The organism is Salidesulfovibrio brasiliensis JCM 12178 (assembly GCF_001311825.1).
GTDB classification, from domain to species: domain Bacteria; phylum Desulfobacterota; class Desulfovibrionia; order Desulfovibrionales; family Desulfovibrionaceae; genus Pseudodesulfovibrio; species Pseudodesulfovibrio brasiliensis.
Genome location: NZ_BBCB01000006.1, coordinates 36908 through 55894 on the forward strand (window position 1 = coordinate 36908; position 18987 = coordinate 55894).

Here is an 18987-nt window from a genome sequence, read left to right on the forward strand (position 1 = left end):
AACCCTTGAGAATCATTTCCGCTTCCCTGAAGCGTCCAGCCTTGCAGAGTTCAAGAATTCTCTTGAAGCCGGTAGCCTGAACCATCTTGGTAACCATGTCTTTACCCCCGGATAGCCGTGTCGAGTCTTACCCTTAATCGGCTAACCGCCCGAAAACTTTAGGGTGTGCAAAGCTTGCCCGAAAATGGGATTTCGCAGGTTTCGGCGATCGATGTTGTCTGTGCAACTATTTAGTATGCCGAACTTTTTTTGTGGATGGATTGCGAGCTGTCTGCAAGTGATGAGGCTGGCAGCTTGCGCTGGTCGCTAAAAAATCCGGTCGATGAAGGTCTTGATGCGCGGGTCGTCCACCTTTTCTCCGAAGAATTCCTGCGGGGAGCCTTTGGCAAGGAACGAGCCGTTTTCCATGAACACCACCTGATCCGCCACCTCGCGGGCAAATCCCATGTTGTGGGTGACGATGATCATGGTCATGCCCTCGTTGGCGAGCTGCTTGATGGCGTCAAAGACTTCGCCGACCAGCTCCGGGTCCAACGCGGAGGTCGGTTCGTCGAAGAGCATCAGCTTCGGGCGCATGGCAAGGGCGCGGGCGATGGCCGCCCGTTGTTTCTGACCGCCGGAGAGCGAAGCAGGGTGGCGGTCCGCAAAATCGGCCATGCCGACCTTCTCCAACATGTTCAGGGCGATGTCGCGCGCTTCGCTTTTGTCCATTCCCTGCACCGTGACCTGCCCCTCCATGGCGTTCTCAAGGACGGTCATGTGCGGGAAAAGGTTGAAATGCTGGAAGACCATGCCGATCTGGGCGCGCAGGCGGCAGATGTTTTTGGCTTTGTCGAGCACCTGTTCGCCCTTCACCTGCCTGTAGCCGACCTCTTCCCCTTCGAAGCGGATGGTGCCGGAGTCGATGGTTTCCAGAAAGTTGATGGTGCGAAGCAGGGTGGACTTCCCGGAGCCGGACGACCGATGATGACGGTCCGTTCGCCGGGTTCAAGCGTGAGGTCCACGTTATCCACGGCGCGATGTTCGCCGAAGGTCTTGACGATGTTGTTGAGTTCCAGAAGCGGTTGCATCAGCGGACCTCGTAGGCGCCCACCTTCTCTTCAAGATGCTCGAAGAGGAAGGTGAAGACGGTGGTGAAAAGAAGATAGATGCAGGCGGCGAGGCCGAGCACCGTGATGTTGAAGGACGCGTTGAAAAGCTGGTCCGCCGTGCGCATGAGTTCGACCATGGCGATGGTGGAGACCAGCGCGGTGTCCTTGATGAGGGCGATGAATTCGTTACCCACGGGCGGGAGGATCACGCGGTATGTCTGCGGGATGATGACCCGCCGCATGGCCTGCCAGTAGGTCATGCCCATGGCCTCGGCGGCTTCCATCTGCCCCCTGTCGATGGACAGGATGCCGCTTCGGATGATCTCGCAAGGTAGGCCGAATAGTTGAGGCCAAGGCCGATGAGGGCTGCCGGGATCGGCTTCAGCGTGATGCCGAGGGCGGGCAGCCCGTAGTAGATGAAGAAAAGTTGCAGCAGGAGCGGCGTTCCCCGGAAGAGCCAGATGATGAACCAGCAGAGTTTGCTGACCGGCTTGAAGGTGCCGATGCGGCCGAGGGCGATGAACAGGCCGCCTATCGGGGAAATCACCATGGTGAAGACAACCAGCAGAAGCGTCATGAGGCTGCCTTTCAGCAGGTGCGGAACGAACTTGACTGTGTCGTTCATCAGCCGTTTCCACTGGGGCATCATGGATTCCTTCACCGAATCGCGGAATTGTTTGGCCTCGATGTTGTCCGGATAGACCGAGAGAAGTTCTTCGATGATGGTGAGCGCGGCGTCATAATCCTTTACCGCGAATTCGAGGCGGGCCGCCTGCATGCGGCTGGCCACGAACTGGCCCTGATCCCCTTCGGGACCGGGCTTGGGGACTTCGAGATATACCTTGACCGCAGCGTCGAGGTCGCCGGTGGCCATGATGTTGTTGGCGCGTTTCATGAGCGCGTCGGCATCGGCGGCCTGCGCGGGCAGGGCGGTCAGGATCGTGAGAAGGAGGAGCACCGCAACGGCGGCGCTCCTCACTATGGCGTCAATGCGTGTTTTCACGGGTCTCGTCTACCACTCGGCGGGGTTGGTGACGTCTTCGCCGAACCACTTACGGGAGATCTTGCCCATGGTTCCGTCGGCGATCATTTCGTCGATGGTTTTCTGGATCATGGCGCGCAGGGCGTTATCTTCCATGCGGAAGGCCACGCCGAAGGCTTCCTTGGTGATGTAGCCGGGCAGGGCGCGGAACTTTCCGGGACGGGAAGCCATGTAGTAGCGGCCGGTCACGTTGTCCACGACAACGGCGTCGAGGCGGTCGGCCTCAAGGTCGAGGAACGCCTTGGGGTTGGTGTCGTATTCGCGAATTTCGCCTGCTTCCTTGGGCAGCTTCTTGGCTGCTTCAAGCGCCGGGGAACCAGCCTGAACGCCAACCTTCTTGCCGCCGAGGTCTTCGTGCTTTTTGATGGCCGCTTCATCCATGCGAACGGCAGCGATCTGGCCGTCCATGATGTAGGGCTTGGTGAAGGCGACCTTCTGCTGACGCTCCGGCGTGATGGTCATGCCGTTCCAGATGCAGTCAAACTTCTTGGCATAGAGAGAGTTGATGACACCCTTCCATTCGGTGGGCTGCCAGACAATGTCGATGCCGAGACGTTTGCCGACTTCTTCAGCCGCGTCCACGTCGAATCCGACGATCTCACCGTCAGCGTTGCGGAATCCCATGGGCGGGAAGGCATCGTCAAGACCGATGACCAGCTTTCCGGCGTTCTTGACGCGATCCCAGGAACCGTCACCGGCAAAGGCGACGGCGGCGCTCAGGCACATGACCATGACCAGCACTGCTGCAAAAAGACGTTTCATCCCAAATACCTCACTGTGTTTCAAAAATGGAAAATATCAGAACAGCGCGGATTTACAGGAAACATTGAGGCTTTGCAATATGAAATTATAATGAATGATTACAGCGTCTTGCTGTTGGTGGTGGGTGTGCCGAAATGTATAGTCATTGCTCCTTTCGTTGCAAAAGGGCTTTTGGGGCGTGATACGCGAGCGGCTAAGGGGGCTGCTTTGCGAAAATCGAAGGGGGTCAGGCGATGTAGCGGTACATTACTATATAATGGCAGAGGGTCCCGCCCATGACGAAGACATGGAAGAGTTCGTGGAAACCGAACTTACGGGGGAAGGGGTCGGGCCAGCGCAGGGCGTAAATGACTGCACCAACGCTGTATGTCAGGCCACCTGCCACGAGCCAGAGGAGCGCGCCCGTTTCAAGGTTTGTCACGAGCGGGTAGATGCCGACAAGAACCATCCAGCCCATGCCGAGATAGAACCCGGTGGAAATCCAGCGAGGGGCGTGAAGCCAGAAGAACTTGACGATGATCCCGGCTACGGCCAGTCCCCAGACGCTGCCGAAAATGCTCCAGCCCCACGGCCCGCGAAGCGGAATGAGACAGATGGGCGTATAGGTGGCGGCAATATAGATGAAGATCATGCTGTGGTCGATGCGCCGCATGGTCTGAAGGGCACGATCGCGCAGGGGGAGCCAGTGATACAGAGTGCTGGTGAGATAGAGCAGCACCATGGCCACGCCGAAGATCGAGAAGGTCACGATGTGCCATGGCTGAACGGGGGAGACGGAGCGGAGAATGAGCATGATCGTTCCCCATACGGCAAGGCAGGCACCGATGAAGTGGGTCAGTCCGCTGACGGGGTCTCTGAAAATGCGGGTCATGATCTTGTCCTCTTGGACAAATGATCGACTACTCTTTCACGCTTGTCAAACGGATGATTGATCCGGAAAGCGGGGGAACGAAAAAAGGACTTAAGCGCATGCTTAAGTCCTTGAATTCTTTTGGTAGCGGGGACAGGATTTGAACCTGCGACCTTCGGGTTATGAGCCCGACGAGCTACCGTACTGCTCCACCCCGCGCCATTGGAAGAACGTGTCTACGTGGATGCCTGACGGAACGCAACCCCTTTTTTCGATTTTTCCGAAAATCGTATCTTGAAGCATCGAAACGGGCTGTTTATACGTTTGGTTTTTAGGGAGATCTTGATTGGCGCAACGCAGTGAGGCGGTCAGCCTTCTTCGTCAATGCCCTTAAACGGTATCTTCAGGGCGTGCCGTTCAAGCATTTCAGCGAGCATGTCCATGAAAACCCCGCGGCCCGGTGTCATTCGTAGTTGTTCCTGCTGCTTCGCCAGCACGTCGGCGTCCTGTGGAATCTCGCCGCCGCAATAGCCGGTGCAGGTCATTTCCACACCACAGCTCGGACTGCCGTTTATGCCGAGAATGCTTTCGATTTCATAGCCTGCATCCGTGTACGCCAGCATCTCCAGAAGCGGTGCCCGCAGAATGGATTCGCAGTGCTCCCGGTGGGCGAGGGTGTCCAGCTGTTCTTTGGTGACACCCCAGCGGCGCATGCCGAGATAGCTCGTTTCCGGGCAGGGAAGCTGGATCAGGCCGACGTCGTCCCGCAAGAGCGGCTCGATCACCGTCCGGTTTGCCCCCGGATAAAACGCGTAGGGCTGTATCTTGGCGTTGGCGTTCAGCAGGCAGTTTGCCACGACGCAGATTTTTTTTCCCCGTTTCATGGAGTATCCCCCGTATTCCGGACGGCAGTACGTAGGGCCGTCATGAATGATTCGGCTGTGCATGCCATGGGCAGTCCCGCCCGTTTCAATAGTTGCGTTGCTCGAGGTAAGGTCAGGCCCATGGTGCTGAGTGCGTCTTCATCGTCAAAGAATGCTTCCGGCGGTCCATCCCGAAGGATCGCCCCGTTGTGCAGCCCAATGACACGGCTCATGGTTTCAGCACAGAAGTCCATGTCATGGGTGATGGTCACGGTGGAGACGCCCTTCTTCCGAAGATGATCCAGCGCGGCAGTAAGCACGGCTTTTCCCGACATGTCCAGCCCTGCGGTTGGCTCATCAAGGATCAGACATCTGCAGCCCATGGCGACCACGGACGAAAACGCGACCAGCCGACGCCGGGACAGGGATAGGTCGTGCGGGTTGTGGTCGGCGAGTTCGGAGATTCCCGTTATTTCCATTGTTTCGTCGACGCGCCGGTGGATTTCTGATTCTGAAAAGCCCACGTTTTTCGGTCCGTATTCAAGCTCCTGACGGACCGTGGCCGCAAAAAGCTGTGACGATGGATCCTGAAATACATAGCCGATATTGCTGGCTCTTTCTGGTGCGGAGAGTGAGCGCACGTCGGTGCCGTTCAGGGTTACGCTGCCACTAACCGGCGCAATGAGGCCGCAGCATATCTTGGCAAGGGTACTTTTGCCTGCACCGTTTCGTCCGACAAGCGCCAGACGTTCTCCGGGCTCGACGCTCAAGGAGACATCGTCAAGCACGGTGCGGACGTCATCATAGGAGTGGGTAAGGTTTCGTACTTCAAGGCGCATGCCCGGCCTCTCTGACGATTGTGGCGAGAGTCTCTGCGGCTTCTCCCATGGATAATGGTAATGGAAGGTCTTCGGGCCAGAGTCCCTCGGCGCGTGCCTTGAGTGCGAGTTCCATGCAGATCGGACGGGCTATGCCGTTGTCCGGCAGGAGGTTCGAGGCGAATGCGTTTCGGGTGTCATCGAGCATGGTCAGCTCGCCGTCCTGCATGATGGCGACCTTGTCGGCCTGTTCCGAAAATCCTTCCGGGGTTGTGGCAGCAATGATGACGGCGGTTCCCTGCCGGGCTAGTTCGCTTACTATGTCCATGACGTCCTGTTCGCCCACCGGGTCGAGCTGGGATGTGGCCTCGTCGAGAACCAGAAGGGATGGGCGCAGAGCAAGAATGGAGGCCAGCGCGAGGCGTTGCTTTTCGCCGCCTGAAAGCGTCAGCGGGTTGCGATCCGCAAGGTGAGTCAACTTCGTGCGCTCAAGGGCGTCTTCAACCCGTTCGATGATTGCATTCCGATGCAGGCCAAGATTTTCCGGGCCGCAGGCCACTTCTTCCCGGACGCTGAACCGAGTGCCGGTGATCTGTGTCTCCGGCCGCTGAAAGACCATGCCCGCGCACTGGATCATCTCCAGAAGCGTGCTCTGGCGAGGTCCATGCCGCATACGAAGATGTCGCCTTCAATGCGGCATGATAAAAGTGGTTCAGGAAGCCGCAGAGCAGTCGGCAGAGCGTGGACTTGCCGCTGTCCGAGGCTCCCAGCACGAGCAGGGTTTCACCGGCGTCGAGCGAAATATTAGGCACCCGCAGCGCCGTTTGTTCCGTGCCGCGATACCCCGCCTCCACATTATTCAACGATACCAGAGTGATGTCATCACCTGCCATGTCCTTAATCCGATCATGCCGACCATGATCGTGAGGCAGCAATACCGGAAAACCCGTTCGCCTGCCGGGTCAGGGATTTCAACCAGAAAGGAGCGGCTTCCCTTTCGCATGACTGCGCGAGATTCCAACGCGAGGGCGCGGTCCTCCACGTCAAGCATGATGCCGTAAAAAAGCGGACCCACGAGCGGCAGAAGCGACTTGAATCTTGCCATGAGCGAGCCGCCGGTATCCAGCCCTCTGGATTGCTGGGCTTCGAGAATGGTGCGGACCCGCTGGCGGATAAGCGGCAGAATCTGGAGGGTCGAGCAGACGATATACGGGATCGACCAGTGCAGCCCGCGCCGTTGCAGGTCCTGCATGAGTCGGCCCGGATGGGTGGTCAGAAAGAGCAGTACGCAGCTTGAGAGCATCACGAGGACCTGACCGGCGGTTTTTGCAGCATACAGAAGTGCTGATTCCTGCACGGAAAAGATCCAGATGCGAAGAAGCTCGTCGTCAGATGCGGGATGAAAGAAGCCATGAATGAGGAAAAGGAAGAAGGCGAATGGCAAATACATCGCTGCAAGCGCTTTCAGAAATGGTGTCGCAACCCTGCCGATTATAGCCAGTGGCAGTATGAACGCGAAGAACATCGCAAACGGTGCCCACGGCCACGGTGAAGCGAACCCTGCGGTCATCAGGGTCAGGGTCACCGTGAGCTTGGTCAGCGGGTTGCGCGAGTGCAGAAAGCTCTTGCGGTCGATGTAAAAGGTCAGGGAGTGGTTCATGGCATGAAAAAGGGCCGGGATAGTCCCGGCCCGTATTGTTCATGATGCGATCAGGCCGCGAAGTTTTCCACCCGCGGAAAGCGGGAAATGAAACGCGCGGGCATCTGCTTGGCGAGAACCCAAGCGATCAGGGCGCTGGGAATCTTGTCCAGCGGTTCGACCATCAGGTTCTTGTAGAACGCGGCCGAACTGATCTTCATGCCGGACTTGATGAGAACGCCGGTGATGAGCGAGGCACCGCTGCCTTCGACGCCGCCGTAGACGTATACAACGATGGGTGTGGCGATGAACGGCGTGGTCAGGGCGATGATGAGACCTGCGATGATGACTTTCCACCACGTTTTGTAAAGGCCCCAGATGCCGCACCAGCCCGCGATGAAGCCGATCCACGCCGCCACCGGGAAAAACGGCAGCGCGCCTGGGGCGAAGAGCCCCCAGATGATGTTGGACAGAGCGCCTGTCAGGGCTCCGGCCCAGGGACCGCATACAATGGCCACAAGAATGGTACCGATGGTGTCGATGTAGATAGGCAGCTTGAGCGCCGAGGCGATCTGGCCCACTACAATATTAATACAGATGGCCAGCGGGATAAGCGCCCAGGTGACGGACGTGAAGTCGCGTTTGACGGATGATGCAAGTCCCATGATAACCCCCCTTAACATGGTTGGTAGGTATAATTATATCCGATGATTAGGGGATAAATAGATATGGGGGCAAAGTACAATCGATTGATCGGATTGCTTGCAGGAGAGCCTATAGTTTTTTTGTATGTGTTGAGTTGCGGAAGAAGGACTGTCTGTTCCGCCCAAAATACACCAGTTGAGGGTGACAGAGTAAGGAGGGTTCTCGAGAAACGCTAAACGAAAAAAGGACTTAAGCTTGAGCTTAAGTCCTTGAATTTTCTGGTAGCGGGGGCAGGATTTGAACCTACGACCTTCGGGTTATGAGCCCGACGAGCTACCGTACTGCTCCACCCCGCGTCACGTTGCGAAGAGGTTTCTAGGCTTTCTGGTAACGACTGTCAACCACTATTTACAACTTTCCCCAAATTCCGTATTCCTTTTCGGCTATGCCAAACATCGATAAATTCGCCGTGGTCCTGCCGGTGTTCAATGAGCAGGACAATCTACAGGCGCTGTTTCGCGAAATCAGGACAGCTGCCGAAAAGACGGGCAGGGACTGGGAAACGGTTTTCGTGGACGACTGCAGCACGGACCGTAGTCTTGAAGTTATCCGTTCCATTGCGGAAGAAAACCCGGAAACCGTCCGGTACGTCTCCTTTGCAGAGAACCGTGGCCAGTCCGCCGCGTTCTGTGCAGGGTTCGACGCAGCCGAGGCACCCGTGGTCATCACCATGGACGCGGACGGCCAGAACGATCCCGCGGACATCGGGGCCATGCTTGAGGAATACGCCAAGGGCCATGACATGGTCGTCGGCTGGCGGGCCAACCGCAAGGACACGTTTTCCAAGAAGATCGCCTCGAAGTTCGCCAACCGCATCAGGGACGCCTTCACCGCTGACGGTGTGCGTGATACAGGCTGCTCCCTCAAGGTCATGAACCGCGAGATGCTGCTCAAGCTGCCGCGTTTCCGGAACATGCACCGGTTTCTCCCGGCCCTGATGCGTCTTCAGGGAGCGTCCGTCTCGGAGGTCAAGGTCAACCATCGCCCAAGGGTCTCCGGGGTTTCCAAATACAGCAACTGGGAGCGCGCCGTGCAGGGTATCTATGACCTCATCGGCGTCCGTTGGCTAATGAGCCGACACTTCGATTACGACGTGAAGGAACGGAAATAGGTGACACTCCCCGCGTTCTGGTGGCTGCTGCTCCCGGCTTCGCTGGGACACGGCGTTTTTTCGTGGCAGCGGGGGCTTTGCGTCTGCAGAAAAAAAGGCTACAAGACGCGCCGTGGACGCTGGCGGTTTTTGGTGCGTCGGCCATAGCCGGTCTGTGTTACGGCGTTGTGCAGCGTGATCCGGTGTTCATTGTCGCCGAGATGGCCCTGATCAGTATTGTATTCAGCATTTGGAGATCCCGTTGAACCAGAAAGCCGACAAGGCCAAACAAAGCGGTGTGCGGCAGGCACTCAAGGGTGTGGCCATGCTGTGCCTGCTCGGAGTCGGCGTCTGGCTGGCCCGCACATCCGGTCTGGAAGGGCTGCTGCGCGACACGCAGTGGTTTGATGCCCATGTTTTGGGCAAAGGGCCGCTCTCCATATTCATTTTCATAGGCATCACCGCCATGCTGACTGCCCTCGGGCTGCCGAGACAGCTCTTCGGTTTTCTCGGCGGGTTCGCGTTTGGTGCGTTGGGCGGGACGTTTCTGGCCACGCTCGGATGCGGGCTCGGGTGTGCCACGGCTGCGCTTTATGCCCGGTTCTCAGGCCGGGATTTCGTCATGTCCCGTCTTGGTGGCCGTCTTTCCAAGCTCGATGCATTTCTCAGCGGCCAGCCGTTCCTCATGGCGCTGGCAATCAGGCTTTTCCCGCTGGGCAGCAATCTGCTTACCAACCTTGCGGCAGGCGTCAGCAGCATCCCGCTGCTTTCGTTCGTGCTCGGCTCCTCGCTCGGTTACATTCCGCAAAACTTCGTGTTCGCGCTCTTTGGCGCAGGCATGAACGCCGACTCCACGCAGGGTGTGGCGCTTGCTGTGGGTGTGAGTGTTGTGTTGTTGATCGCTTCGGGCTGGCTCGGCGTGACCCTGTATCGTCGCTACCGGGCCGAGGCGTATCTCGGCGACTAGCGGCTACGAACGCTGGACCTGATTTCTCCCGGCATCCTTGGCCCGATACAGGGCTTCATCTGCACGGCGCAGTGCGTCGTCATATTCCTTGTCGCCTTTCCGGGTGGATGCGACTCCGATGCTGATGGTGATCCGTATTGATTCCTCGCCATGCCGGATTTCTGTCTCTTCCACCGCATGCCGGATGCGCTCGGCGGCCTGTGCCGCGTCTTCCATGTCGGTTTCTGGTAAGAGCACTGCAAATTCCTCACCGCCTATCCTGCCGAGGGAGTCCACTTCACGCAGCATTGAGGAAACGGTTTCCGCAAGCTTTTTCAGCACGTTGTCTCCGGCCTTGTGCCCGTATGTGTCGTTGACCCGCTTGAAGTGGTCGAGGTCGAGCATAAGAGTCGAGCAGGGGCGGTCATAACGCAGAAAGCGTTCCCACTCCTTGGTGGCCTTTTCCATGAAGCTGCGTCGGTTGAGTTGTTCGGTCAGCGGGTCCGTGGTGGCGAGGACCTCCAGCTCGTGTTCAATTCGTTTTTGGTCGGTGATGTCCCGAACCACGCAGAAGATGAGCTTTTCCTCAAGCTGCGGAACCGAGTTCCAGGAAAGCCAGCGGTAGCTGCCATCCTTGCACTGGTAGCGGTTTTGGAACTGGGTGATGGTGTCGCCCTTCAGCAGTTCCTTTCCGGCCTCCAGTGTTTCCGCGATGTCATCGGGGTGGACGAAGTCGATCCAAGGAGTTGAAGTCAGGTCTGATTCAGTCCAGCCAAGCGTTTTTTCCCATGCGGGGTTCACCTTCTTGAGCTTTCCGTCAAAGCCCGCGATGCAGATCATGTCTGTGGAAAGATTGAATATCTTTTCACGTTCCAGCTCAAGGCGCTTTTTTGAGGTGATGTCCTTGAAATGTACGGACAGGGTTTCCTGCGTCGGGTAGGCATGAACCTGAAACCAGACGTCGAACGGCTGAAAATACGCCTCGAATTCGACAACACGCTGCGTCTTCGCCGCCTCGGTGTACTTGTCGTGAAAAATGGTCCCGACCGCCTGCGGAAAGACTTCCCAGATGTTGTGGCCCAATACGTCATGCCTACTGATGCCCAGACTCTTTTCGGCACGTTTGTTGACGTAGGAAAAGCAGAACTCCTCGTCCAACTCAAAGAAGGCATCCGTGGTATTTTCAAGAATGTCGGAAATATGCTTGTGCGCTTTCTGCAACTCGTGCTGGACTTCCTTGTACTCGGTCAGGTCCGTGTGTGTGCCGATGATCCTGAGCGGCTTCCCGTCGGCATCGCGTGTGATGACCTTGCCCCTGTCAAGAATCCATTTGTAGCTGCCGTCCTTGCAAAGTACCCGGTGGGTGTTTTCATAGAATTCGGTCCTGCCTTCAAGGTGAGGAACGAGGTCCTTGAATACGGCGTCCTTGTCATCTGGATGGACTCGCGATTCCCACTCGCTCAGGTCGTCGGAGATTTCTTCGGGTTCAAAGCCGAGCATGCGTTTCCATTGATCCGAGAAAAAGACCTTGTTGGTGCTCGCGTCCCAGTCCCATACCCCGTCACGCGAGCCCTCAAGCGCGAAGTTCCATCGTTCTTCGCTTTCCACTAAGCGGTTTTGCGTTTTTACTTGATCGGTGACGTCAATGACATAGCCGACGAAATGGGTGAGGTCCTCGGCATCATCACGGACAATTACCGTGTGGTCCAGCAGCCAGATTTGCTCGCCGTCCTTACGCGTAATGCGGTACGGCTCATGCGTGAAACGATCTGTGCCGTTTCGGATGCACTGTTTCATTTCGCTCATTACCCGTTTCTTGTCATCCGGGTGAACGAGCTCTTCGTACTGGATCTTGCTTTCAAGAAAATCGCGTTCGGTGTATCCGAAAATGTGTTCAACGTTTTCGGATACATATTCAACAGGCCAGTTGTCTTGCCTGGCCCATTTGAAAAGCACCACCGGACCGGACGCGAAAAGGCGCTGGCCGTCACGCTGCCTGATGGAGTCGTCTTCGCAGCTGCTCAGGACGCTCTCCGTCTTCGCTAGACGTTTCTTAAGAGCATCAAGTTCCGCGTGAAGCTGTTCCTTGGTTGGTGTCATCGCCGTCCTTGTGAGCCAATGGTTGTCGGCATATCGTTATGCTGTGCTGATTATCCAGTGATTATCATTATGCACAAATGCCGGGATGCCTGTCAAAGCTTACAATACAATCAAATGGCTGTTTGTGGGGGACAGACGAAGAGGTCATCGGCCGGGCAGTATTCTGGGTCGAATGAATCTATCCCAGACCAGCCAGACGATCGTGGCGGTGACTAGGCCGAACAACCAACCCATGAGCACGTCCAACGGGTAGTGCTTGCCCAGATAGACTCGCGAATACCCTACCAGAAGCGGCAGGAGCAACGGCCACGGGCGAACCCCGGGCCAGAGCAGGCAGGCAAGAACGGCAATGCACATGGTGTTGGCGGCATGGGCAGAGGGGTAGGATGTGCCGGAGTCCTTGTACTGGGCAAAGTCGGCAGGCCTGCGCTGCCATTTGCCGTCCTCCACGAAATACGTTTCGGCGATGGCGTTGTGCGGGCGTACCCTTCCAACACCTTTCTTGATCGGGTTGGTGGACATGTCCGTGATGCCCGCACCGGCCAGCAGCACCAGAAAGAGCACCAGTTCCTTGGGGCCACGCCTTATGAGCGCGAAGAGCATGAGAACGCCGAGCACCACAAACAGCGCTTTCATGTCGGATAGCACGGGCATGACGGTATCGAAAAAATCGTTTCGCCAGTCCGAATTGACGAGTTGCTGCAGGGTCGCGTCCAGTTCCGGGGTTTCGAAAAGCATTCAGTGGCTCCGCTTAGATGAGATCAAGCAGGGGGAGGTGCGGCTTGTCGCTGTGTCCGTCCAGCCCATGCGCTTCAGGTGCGTGTCGTTCCGCGTTGCGCCGGGAGGTGGAGAAATCGCCGTTTGCATAACAGTACAGGCACCCGTGGGTGCAGGTGTCGTAGACGCCGATGTCGCGGGACTCGGCGCACAGACAGCGTTCCCGCTGTTTTCGGTCCTTATGGCATGGAACGGCACCGTTGAAAAGGCGGTTGATGGCTGCGGCATCGATGCACGGCGCGTTTCGGACTGTTTCAGTGGTACGGTGCTTCGGTTGCGAACAGGTGCTCATGGAAATGCCGTGTTTGCTGGCGATTTCATTGAGTCCTGTCAGCAGTGATTGCGCTTCAGGCGGCCTCGGTTCGACTGGGATGAACCGTCCGTTGTTGGTCTGTGTCATTCGACGGGATCCCTTGGCGTACGCCTCCATAAAGCTCACGATGCAGCGCCGGGTCTGTCCGGCCAGTCGTTCGGCGAGGTGCTCAAAACGATCGAGGTGATAGGCTCCTGTCAATTCCTCTGTCATGACGATTGGGTCGTAGCGCCAGATCACCCGTTCCGGACCGATGCGCTCTGCCAGCCTGTGGAAGGTTTCGATGCGCTCATCAAGCGGCGGAAGGTTTGGCTCAAGGGGGCGTGGATAGTCGAGCAGGGTGAAGAGAAAGAGGTAGCGGTCCAGCCCGCTCGTTTCAATTTCTTCGAGAAACGGCAGCATCGGCAGCGGGTTGCGTGTCCAGAATACCACTGCGTCGACATCTTTGGGGGCGAGCGAAACGGTGGTGCGCCGTGAAGGGGCGAACGGATTGGGGACCGTACAGAATCCGGCCCGAACCCTGTTCATGAACCAGAGCGGGTAGAGGGCCGGGATGTCTGTTCGGCGGCTGGCGCTGATAATCACGATCGACGTTCCTTCCGTTCAGTTGCGGGTTGCCTGTAAAAAATCTTGCGGTCTCCTGAAATGCCTGTCAATCTTCGCGCGTGATTGCCAGTGAATCAAGAATTGCCGTGGTCATGCCACGTTTGAGCCGTTACGGCGGTGCCGAAGGTTTTGCATACCGTTTTGCGAGAATGCTTGCAGATGAGGGGTACGCCGTGGACTTCATCTGTGCGCGTTGTGAAACCGAGCCTCCTGCGGGCGTTCGGCCCGTTGTGCTCGGTCGTTCCGGCCCGTTCAAGTGGATCAAGGTCCTGCGGTTCGCCTTGAAGGCCGCCAAGGCTCGACGCGAGGGAGGATATGACCTCAGCATCGGACTTGGCAAGAGCTACGGTCACGACCTGCTTCGCGTGGGCGGCGGTCCCCAGAGGAACTTCTGGAAACTGTCCAGCCGCGCATGGCCCGCAGGGTTTCCAAGAATCATGAAGCGTGTGCGTCGAGAGCTTTCGCCCGCGAACCACATCGTGCAGTGGCTGGAGCGCAAGCGGCTGCGAAACGGTCCGACCATCGTCTGCGTATCTGATCTGGTTCGCGGATGGGTATGCGAGGCACATCCAGAGGTAGACCCAGCCTCCGTTCACGTCATTTACAATAAGCCGGATTTTGATCGCTTTCATCCTGTTGACCAGAAGCTTCGCGAAGACTTGCGTCATGAAGCGGGCATCGCTCCCGATGATGTGGTTATAACCACGGCGGGAACCAACTTCGCCCTCAAGGGTGTCTCCACGCTCATCAAGGCGCTGCCGCATCTGCCGGGAAACTGGCGGCTGCGGGTTGCAGGAGGAAGGAACCCTTCGAAGTACCGGCGTCTGGCCGGAAGCCTCGGCGTTGGCAAGCGGGTGAAGTTTCTCGGCAAGGTTGACGAGATGCCTGATTTTTATCGTACCGGGGACATCTTCGTCCTGCCCACTTTCTACGACGCATGCTCGAATGCTGTTGTGGAGGCGCTGGCCTGTGGGAGCAGGGTGGTTTCCACCCGTTTCAATGGAAGCTCGGTCTTTCTCCCTCCCGAGAAGGTGCTGGATGACCCGGCGGACGAGCACGAATTGGCTCGCAAGGCGCTTTTGGCCTTCAGCGAGCCACACGAAGCGTTTTTCTGGCCCGAAGATCTGCCATGCGGCATGGAACCGTATCTTGATCTGGTTAGAGAGCTGCTTCATAATAAAAATAGTAATACATGAAGATATTGTTTCTCACTCCATACGGCCAAGATCGACCGAGCGTACGTTTTCGCGTGCTCCCCTTTGTGGAGCGAGGTCGTGCGCGCGGTCATGAAGTCGACTGGGCGCGTATTCCCGCGTCGATCTTTTCCCGCCTGCGGTTTTATCGGACGGTCCCTCGGGCCGATGTTTACGTAATCCAGCAAGAGCTTTTGGCCGACTGGGAGCTCAAGGCTTTGCGCAAGCGTTGCGGCGCGCTGGTTTATGATTTCGTGGATGCTGTGTGGACCATGTCGTCTGATGACCTGATGTCCAGCCGTAAGCGCCGCAGGGCACGAAAAAGTGCAAGCCGTTTTGCCGAGCAGTGTTCCACGGTTGATCTGTGCATCGCCGGAAACACCTATCTGGGCCATAAGGCTTCGGCGTATCAGGAGCGTGTTCGCGTGGTTCCTACCGGACTCGACACGGCCCGGTACGTGTACGGCGAACGCTGCCCCATTTCCAACTATTTTCAAGTGGGTTGGATGGGGTCGCCCAACAGCCTTCGCTATTTGGAACAACCGCTTGATGTGCTCAAGGAATACGTGGGAAGCCTGCAGTTCAGCGTGATTTCAAGTGAGCAGTATGCCGGACCGGCCAAGGAATACGTTTTCTGGGCAAAGTGGACGAGAGAGACCGAGATTTCCCGTCTGCAGTCCATGGATGTGGGGCTGCTTCCTCTGGCGGATGATGAATATACGCGCGGGAAATGTGGTGTCAGACTGCTTCAGTACATGGCTTGCGGGGCTATCCCGCTGGCTTCGGACGTGGGCGTGAACCGCGAAATCATCGAGCACGGCGTCAACGGTTTTCTCATTGAAGAGCCGAAGCAGTGGGGCGAGTATGCCATGCGTCTTGCCAATGATTCCGAACTGTTGGAGAAGATGCGTGTTGCCGCGCGGCAAACCGTGACTGGACGATTCGACGTCGGCGTCGTTGGGCAGGGGCTTTGGAGCGCTCTGGAAGAGGCCGTCGGCTGACTTTCGGGTTTGATTCCGTTCTGTCGTACACTGCCGCCCGCTTGGGCGGCAGCATTTGATTCGATTATTCCTCAAGCATCTTCTTGAAGTATTCTATGGTCGGCTTCAGACCTTCATGCAGGGGAACCGCCGGCTCCCAATCTATGGTGCGCTTGGCATGGCTTATGTCCGGTCTGCGCTGCATGGGGTCGTCGGTGGGCAGCGGGCGCAGTTCTATTTTCGATTTTGAGCCGGTCATTTCAACCACCGTCTCGGCCAACTCCATAATGGTGAATTCACCCGGATTGCCGAGGTTCATCGGTCCGCTGAAATCATCTTCAGTATTGTGCATGAGCCTGATGAGCCCTTCCACAAGGTCGTCCACGTAGCAAAAGCTGCGAGTCTGCTCCCCTTTGCCGTATACCGTGATCGGCTCGCCTTTGAGGGCCTGAATGATAAAGTTGGAGACCACGCGGCCGTCATCCATTGCCATGCGCGGGCCATAGGTGTTGAAGATTCTCGCCACCTTGATGACCAGATCGTGTTGTCTGCGGTAGTCGAAGAACAGGGTCTCGGCGCAGCGTTTGCCCTCGTCGTAGCAGGAGCGCGGACCGATGGGGTTCACATTGCCCCAGTAGTCTTCGGTCTGCGGATGTATCTCAGGATCACCGTATACTTCGGAGGTGGACGCCTGAAGTATCTTGGCCTTGATGCGTTTCGCCAGGCCGAGCATGTTGATGGCACCATGAACCGAGGTCTTGGTCGTCTGCACCGGGTCGAACTGGTAGTGAACCGGCGAGGCGGGGCAGGCGAGGTTGAATATCTCGTCCACTTCCACATAGAGCGGGAACGTCACGTCGTGCCGAAGCATCTCGAAACGAGGGTTCGAGAGAAGGTGCATGATGTTGCGCTTCTGTCCGGTGAAGTAGTTGTCCACGCAAAGAACGTCGTGCCCTTGTTCGAGCAGTCGTTCGCACAGGTGCGAGCCGAGGAAGCCCGCGCCGCCAGTGACGAGTACGGTTTTGTCTTTCATCTGCATTCTATCTCAGAATCTTTAGGTTTTCGTCAACAAGTAAGAGCTGTTAAAAAAAGAACGAAAGGGTTGCGCTCTTTTTTGCGCGATAGTATTGTTGCAAATCAGACACAATTGTTATTTTTGGAGTGATATATATGAAAATTCAAATAGTTGAAGGTCTGGAGGGCGCGGCAGCAGCAGAGGGGCTAGCCGTGGTGATCGATGTGTTCCGGGCCTTTTCCGTTGCCTGCCGGGCTGTGGATAACGGAGCGAGCGAATACTACGCGGTGGCATCGGAAGAAAGCGCAAGGCGACTTGCTTCGGAGCGAGGGGCTTACCTCATGGGCGAGCGCAACGCTGTTCCGTTGCCCGGTTTTGATTTCGGCAACTCGCCGACCGTCATAGAGAATGTGGATTTTTCCGGAAAGCCGCTTGTGCACACCACTAGCGCCGGGACGCAGGGGCTTATTGCCAGCTCCGGGGCGGACGAGATCATAACCGGCGCATTCGTGAACGCCGGTGCCGTGGCCGAGTATATCGCCCGCGGCAACCACGATACGGTCACTCTCGTGGCGCTCGGAACCGGTGGCGTGGAGCGCAGCATGGAGGACACCATGTGCGCCATGTATATCAAGAACGCCGTGGAGGACTATCCGAACAGTTTTGAAGCGCTGAAAAAATTCATGGCGACCATTCCTAGCGCGCAGAAATTCTTTGACCCGGAAAAGGAATACGCGCCTGAACGGGATTTTGAATTGTGCATGGAATTGGACCGGTATGACTTCGTTCTCGGTGCAGAGCCGTTCGAGGAAGACGCGGTTCGGCTCGTTCGCGTCGGAGCATAGGAGGGGCCATGGAAAACCAAAGTCCCATGAAAGTTCTCATCGTCGATGATTCCGAGACCAACCTTGTTCTCCTCGACCATCTGTTGGCCATGGAAGAGTGTGAAGTCGTTCAGGCTTCCAACGGAATGGAGGCCATTGAACTGGTCAAGTCAAACGACTTTGCTCTGATCCTTCTCGACATCCAGATGCCGGAGATGAACGGATACGAGACCGCGCTGGCCATCAAGAGCCTTGACCGTGGCCGCCACGTGCCGATCATTTTCATTACCGCCATTTTTCAGGATCAGGAGAACGTCAATCAGGGCTACGCGTCGGGAGCCGTGGATTATCTCTTCCGTCCTGTTGACGTGCAGGCGCTTAAGAGCAAGGTCAGCATATTTCTTGAGCTGCATCATCAGAAGAAACTCCTTGAGCGCGAGGTGGAGGAGCACCGTAAGACTGCGGAACGCCTGCGTCGGGCCGAAGAAAAATATCGTTCCATCTTCGAACGGGCAGTGGAAGGGATCTTTCGTTCAACGGTGGAGGGGCAGGTCCTTGAGGCCAACCCCGCACTGGTGAAGCTCTTCGGCTACGCTTCGGTTGATGAGATGATTGAGCAGAAAAACGCGGCTGCATCCATCATGTTCGATCGGCAACAGCGCAGGCTGTATCTCGAGAACATTCGCCGCGATGGGCTGGTCACGAACTACGAGTACCAAGCGCTCAAAAAGGATGGGCGGGTAATATGGTGTTCCGAAAGCTCGCGTCTGGTGAAAGACGAGGACGGGGGCGAGACCATTGTTGGTGTTATCGAAGACGTAACTGCCCGCAAGAAGCAGGAAAACGAACTCAAGGTGCTGGCCACCATGGACAGCCTGACGCGTATTCCCAACCGGCATGTCTTTTTTGACAGGCTGGAGCACGCCATCAACTCTGCAAGTCGGTACAACAACAGCTTTGCCGTATTGTTCGTGGACCTCGATAATTTCAAGAAAGTCAATGATACCAGTGGGCACAAGACTGGTGATGTCGTCCTGCGCCTTGTGGCAGAGCGTATCCAGAAGCGCATTCGAGCAGCAGACACACTTGCGAGGATAGGCGGGGACGAGTTCGGCATTTTGCTTGAGCGTCTGGAAGATCCGGATAACGCGATTCAAGTGGCCGAGGGATTGGTTGAGATCGTGTCCCGTCCGTATGTCATTGATGGTCAGGAATTCAAGATCGGAGCCACTGTGGGAATTAGCCTGTATCCGAAGGACGGTGATGATCCCGTAGCACTGCTGACACGTGCTGATGAGGCCATGTACTCTTGCAAGCGTACCAAAGGGGTTGTCTGCGCATTTTATTCCGGTTGAATACAATCAAAAGACAAA

19 protein-coding genes, 2 tRNA genes and 1 pseudogene are annotated in these 18987 nt (G+C 56.8%); 6 read left to right on the forward strand and 16 right to left on the reverse strand.

The window, feature by feature from the left end; translation table 11 throughout:
* Nucleotides 1-306: 306 nt before the first annotated feature.
* The 12 genes and pseudogenes from JCM12178_RS03640 to JCM12178_RS03690 form a co-directional block, all read right to left on the reverse strand.
* Nucleotides 307-1070: pseudogene (locus tag JCM12178_RS03640) on the reverse strand (amino acid ABC transporter ATP-binding protein).
* Nucleotides 1070-1375: an ABC transporter permease subunit gene (locus JCM12178_RS19265; RefSeq protein WP_245628594.1), complete on the reverse strand. Its 306-nt coding sequence runs from the start codon at nt 1373-1375 to the stop codon at nt 1070-1072. The pseudogene JCM12178_RS03640 and the gene JCM12178_RS19265 overlap by 1 nt, the downstream one beginning before the upstream one ends.
* On the reverse strand, nt 1348-2094 hold the full coding sequence (locus tag JCM12178_RS03645) for an ABC transporter permease subunit (protein WP_245628595.1): 747 nt from the start codon (nt 2092-2094) through the stop codon (nt 1348-1350). The genes JCM12178_RS19265 and JCM12178_RS03645 overlap by 28 nt, the downstream gene beginning before the upstream one ends.
* 9 nt (nt 2095-2103) lie before the next feature.
* Nucleotides 2104-2895: an amino acid ABC transporter substrate-binding protein gene (locus JCM12178_RS03650; protein ID WP_054648861.1), complete on the reverse strand. Its 792-nt coding sequence runs from the start codon at nt 2893-2895 to the stop codon at nt 2104-2106.
* A 226-nt stretch (nt 2896-3121) separates the two neighbouring features.
* Nucleotides 3122-3766: a PAQR family membrane homeostasis protein TrhA gene (trhA, locus tag JCM12178_RS03655; RefSeq protein ID WP_054648862.1), complete on the reverse strand. Its 645-nt coding sequence runs from the start codon at nt 3764-3766 to the stop codon at nt 3122-3124.
* Nucleotides 3767-3887: 121 nt separating this feature from the next.
* A tRNA-Met gene (locus JCM12178_RS03660) sits at nt 3888-3964 on the reverse strand.
* Nucleotides 3965-4113: 149 nt separating this feature from the next.
* Nucleotides 4114-4629 (reverse strand): CD3072 family TudS-related putative desulfidase, encoded by a 516-nt coding sequence (locus tag JCM12178_RS03665; protein ID WP_054648864.1) that lies wholly within the window; start codon nt 4627-4629, stop codon nt 4114-4116.
* Nucleotides 4626-5447, reverse strand: a complete 822-nt coding sequence (locus JCM12178_RS03670) for an energy-coupling factor ABC transporter ATP-binding protein (protein WP_054648866.1) — start codon at nt 5445-5447, stop codon at nt 4626-4628. The genes JCM12178_RS03665 and JCM12178_RS03670 overlap by 4 nt, the downstream gene beginning before the upstream one ends.
* Complete coding sequence (locus tag JCM12178_RS03675; protein ID WP_083465715.1) at nt 5437-6099, reverse strand: energy-coupling factor ABC transporter ATP-binding protein; 663 nt, start codon at nt 6097-6099, stop codon at nt 5437-5439. The genes JCM12178_RS03670 and JCM12178_RS03675 overlap by 11 nt, the downstream gene beginning before the upstream one ends.
* Before the next feature lie 186 nt (nt 6100-6285).
* Entirely contained in the window at nt 6286-7086 is an 801-nt protein-coding gene (locus tag JCM12178_RS03680; RefSeq protein WP_054648870.1) for an energy-coupling factor transporter transmembrane component T family protein, read from the reverse strand.
* A gap of 50 nt (nt 7087-7136) precedes the next feature.
* Nucleotides 7137-7730 (reverse strand): ECF transporter S component, encoded by a 594-nt coding sequence (locus tag JCM12178_RS03685; protein ID WP_054648873.1) that lies wholly within the window; start codon nt 7728-7730, stop codon nt 7137-7139.
* 259 nt (nt 7731-7989) lie between these two features.
* Nucleotides 7990-8066 (reverse strand) — tRNA-Met (locus tag JCM12178_RS03690).
* A gap of 89 nt (nt 8067-8155) precedes the next feature.
* Here JCM12178_RS03690 and JCM12178_RS03695 point away from each other — a divergent pair.
* On the forward strand, nt 8156-8881 hold the full coding sequence (locus JCM12178_RS03695; protein ID WP_054648875.1) for a glycosyltransferase family 2 protein: 726 nt from the start codon (nt 8156-8158) through the stop codon (nt 8879-8881).
* 241 nt (nt 8882-9122) lie between these two features.
* Nucleotides 9123-9827, forward strand: coding sequence for a TVP38/TMEM64 family protein (locus tag JCM12178_RS03705; protein ID WP_054648880.1), 705 nt, complete (start codon nt 9123-9125; stop codon nt 9825-9827).
* A gap of 3 nt (nt 9828-9830) precedes the next feature.
* Here JCM12178_RS03705 and JCM12178_RS03710 read toward each other — a convergent pair whose 3' ends face one another.
* From JCM12178_RS03710 to JCM12178_RS03720, 3 genes are all read right to left on the reverse strand, one after another.
* Nucleotides 9831-11906 (reverse strand): GGDEF domain-containing protein, encoded by a 2076-nt coding sequence (locus JCM12178_RS03710; RefSeq protein ID WP_054648882.1) that lies wholly within the window; start codon nt 11904-11906, stop codon nt 9831-9833.
* Nucleotides 11907-12050: 144 nt separating this feature from the next.
* A complete protein-coding gene (locus tag JCM12178_RS03715; RefSeq protein ID WP_054648884.1) occupies nt 12051-12644 on the reverse strand; it encodes a phosphatase PAP2 family protein in 594 nt (197 codons plus the stop codon).
* A 13-nt stretch (nt 12645-12657) separates the two neighbouring features.
* Complete coding sequence (locus JCM12178_RS03720; protein WP_054648886.1) at nt 12658-13581, reverse strand: DUF1848 domain-containing protein; 924 nt, start codon at nt 13579-13581, stop codon at nt 12658-12660.
* A 194-nt stretch (nt 13582-13775) separates the two neighbouring features.
* Here JCM12178_RS03720 and JCM12178_RS03725 point away from each other — a divergent pair, with 194 nt between their 5' ends.
* Together JCM12178_RS03725 and JCM12178_RS03730 are read left to right on the forward strand one after the other, a co-directional pair.
* Entirely contained in the window at nt 13776-14798 is a 1023-nt protein-coding gene (locus tag JCM12178_RS03725) for a glycosyltransferase (RefSeq protein ID WP_245628596.1), read from the forward strand.
* The gene (locus tag JCM12178_RS03730; protein ID WP_083465717.1) at nt 14795-15796 is read left to right on the forward strand and encodes a glycosyltransferase; all 1002 of its coding nucleotides are present in this window, start codon (nt 14795-14797) and stop codon (nt 15794-15796) included. Before JCM12178_RS03725 ends, JCM12178_RS03730 begins: the two co-directional genes overlap by 4 nt.
* Before the next feature lie 64 nt (nt 15797-15860).
* On the opposite strand, the gene JCM12178_RS03735 is transcribed toward JCM12178_RS03730, so the two are convergent.
* Nucleotides 15861-16814 (reverse strand): UDP-glucuronic acid decarboxylase family protein, encoded by a 954-nt coding sequence (locus JCM12178_RS03735; RefSeq protein WP_054648890.1) that lies wholly within the window; start codon nt 16812-16814, stop codon nt 15861-15863.
* Between the two features lie 131 nt (nt 16815-16945).
* On the opposite strand from JCM12178_RS03735, the gene JCM12178_RS03740 reads away from it, so the two are divergent.
* Complete coding sequence (locus JCM12178_RS03740) at nt 16946-17635, forward strand: 2-phosphosulfolactate phosphatase (protein ID WP_054648892.1); 690 nt, start codon at nt 16946-16948, stop codon at nt 17633-17635.
* A gap of 8 nt (nt 17636-17643) precedes the next feature.
* Nucleotides 17644-18969 carry a two-component system response regulator gene (locus tag JCM12178_RS03745; RefSeq protein WP_054648894.1) on the forward strand — a complete coding sequence of 442 codons (1326 nt, stop codon included), beginning with the start codon at nt 17644-17646 and terminating at the stop codon, nt 18967-18969.
* The last annotated feature ends 18 nt before the right edge of the window (nt 18970-18987 follow it).

Bases quoted from the DNA above. Each gene is read 5' to 3' on its own strand.
- JCM12178_RS19265 (WP_245628594.1), bottom strand. From the start codon at position 1,375: ATGGAAGCCGCCGAGGCCATGGGCATGACCTACTGGCAGGCCATGCGG.
- JCM12178_RS03650 (WP_054648861.1), bottom strand. From the start codon at position 2,895: ATGAAACGTCTTTTTGCAGCAGTGCTGGTCATGGTCATGTGCCTGAGC.
- trhA (WP_054648862.1), bottom strand. From the start codon at position 3,766: ATGACCCGCATTTTCAGAGACCCCGTCAGCGGACTGACCCACTTCATC.
- JCM12178_RS03665 (WP_054648864.1), bottom strand. From the start codon at position 4,629: ATGAAACGGGGAAAAAAAATCTGCGTCGTGGCAAACTGCCTGCTGAAC.
- JCM12178_RS03670 (WP_054648866.1), bottom strand. From the start codon at position 5,447: ATGCGCCTTGAAGTACGAAACCTTACCCACTCCTATGATGACGTCCGC.
- JCM12178_RS03675 (WP_083465715.1), bottom strand. From the start codon at position 6,099: ATGCGGCATGGACCTCGCCAGAGCACGCTTCTGGAGATGATCCAGTGC.
- JCM12178_RS03680 (WP_054648870.1), bottom strand. From the start codon at position 7,086: ATGAACCACTCCCTGACCTTTTACATCGACCGCAAGAGCTTTCTGCAC.
- JCM12178_RS03685 (WP_054648873.1), bottom strand. From the start codon at position 7,730: ATGGGACTTGCATCATCCGTCAAACGCGACTTCACGTCCGTCACCTGG.
- JCM12178_RS03695 (WP_054648875.1), top strand. From the start codon at position 8,156: ATGCCAAACATCGATAAATTCGCCGTGGTCCTGCCGGTGTTCAATGAG.
- JCM12178_RS03710 (WP_054648882.1), bottom strand. From the start codon at position 11,906: ATGACACCAACCAAGGAACAGCTTCACGCGGAACTTGATGCTCTTAAG.
- JCM12178_RS03715 (WP_054648884.1), bottom strand. From the start codon at position 12,644: ATGCTTTTCGAAACCCCGGAACTGGACGCGACCCTGCAGCAACTCGTC.
- JCM12178_RS03730 (WP_083465717.1), top strand. From the start codon at position 14,795: ATGAAGATATTGTTTCTCACTCCATACGGCCAAGATCGACCGAGCGTA.
- JCM12178_RS03735 (WP_054648890.1), bottom strand. From the start codon at position 16,814: ATGCAGATGAAAGACAAAACCGTACTCGTCACTGGCGGCGCGGGCTTC.
- JCM12178_RS03740 (WP_054648892.1), top strand. From the start codon at position 16,946: ATGAAAATTCAAATAGTTGAAGGTCTGGAGGGCGCGGCAGCAGCAGAG.
- JCM12178_RS03745 (WP_054648894.1), top strand. From the start codon at position 17,644: ATGGAAAACCAAAGTCCCATGAAAGTTCTCATCGTCGATGATTCCGAG.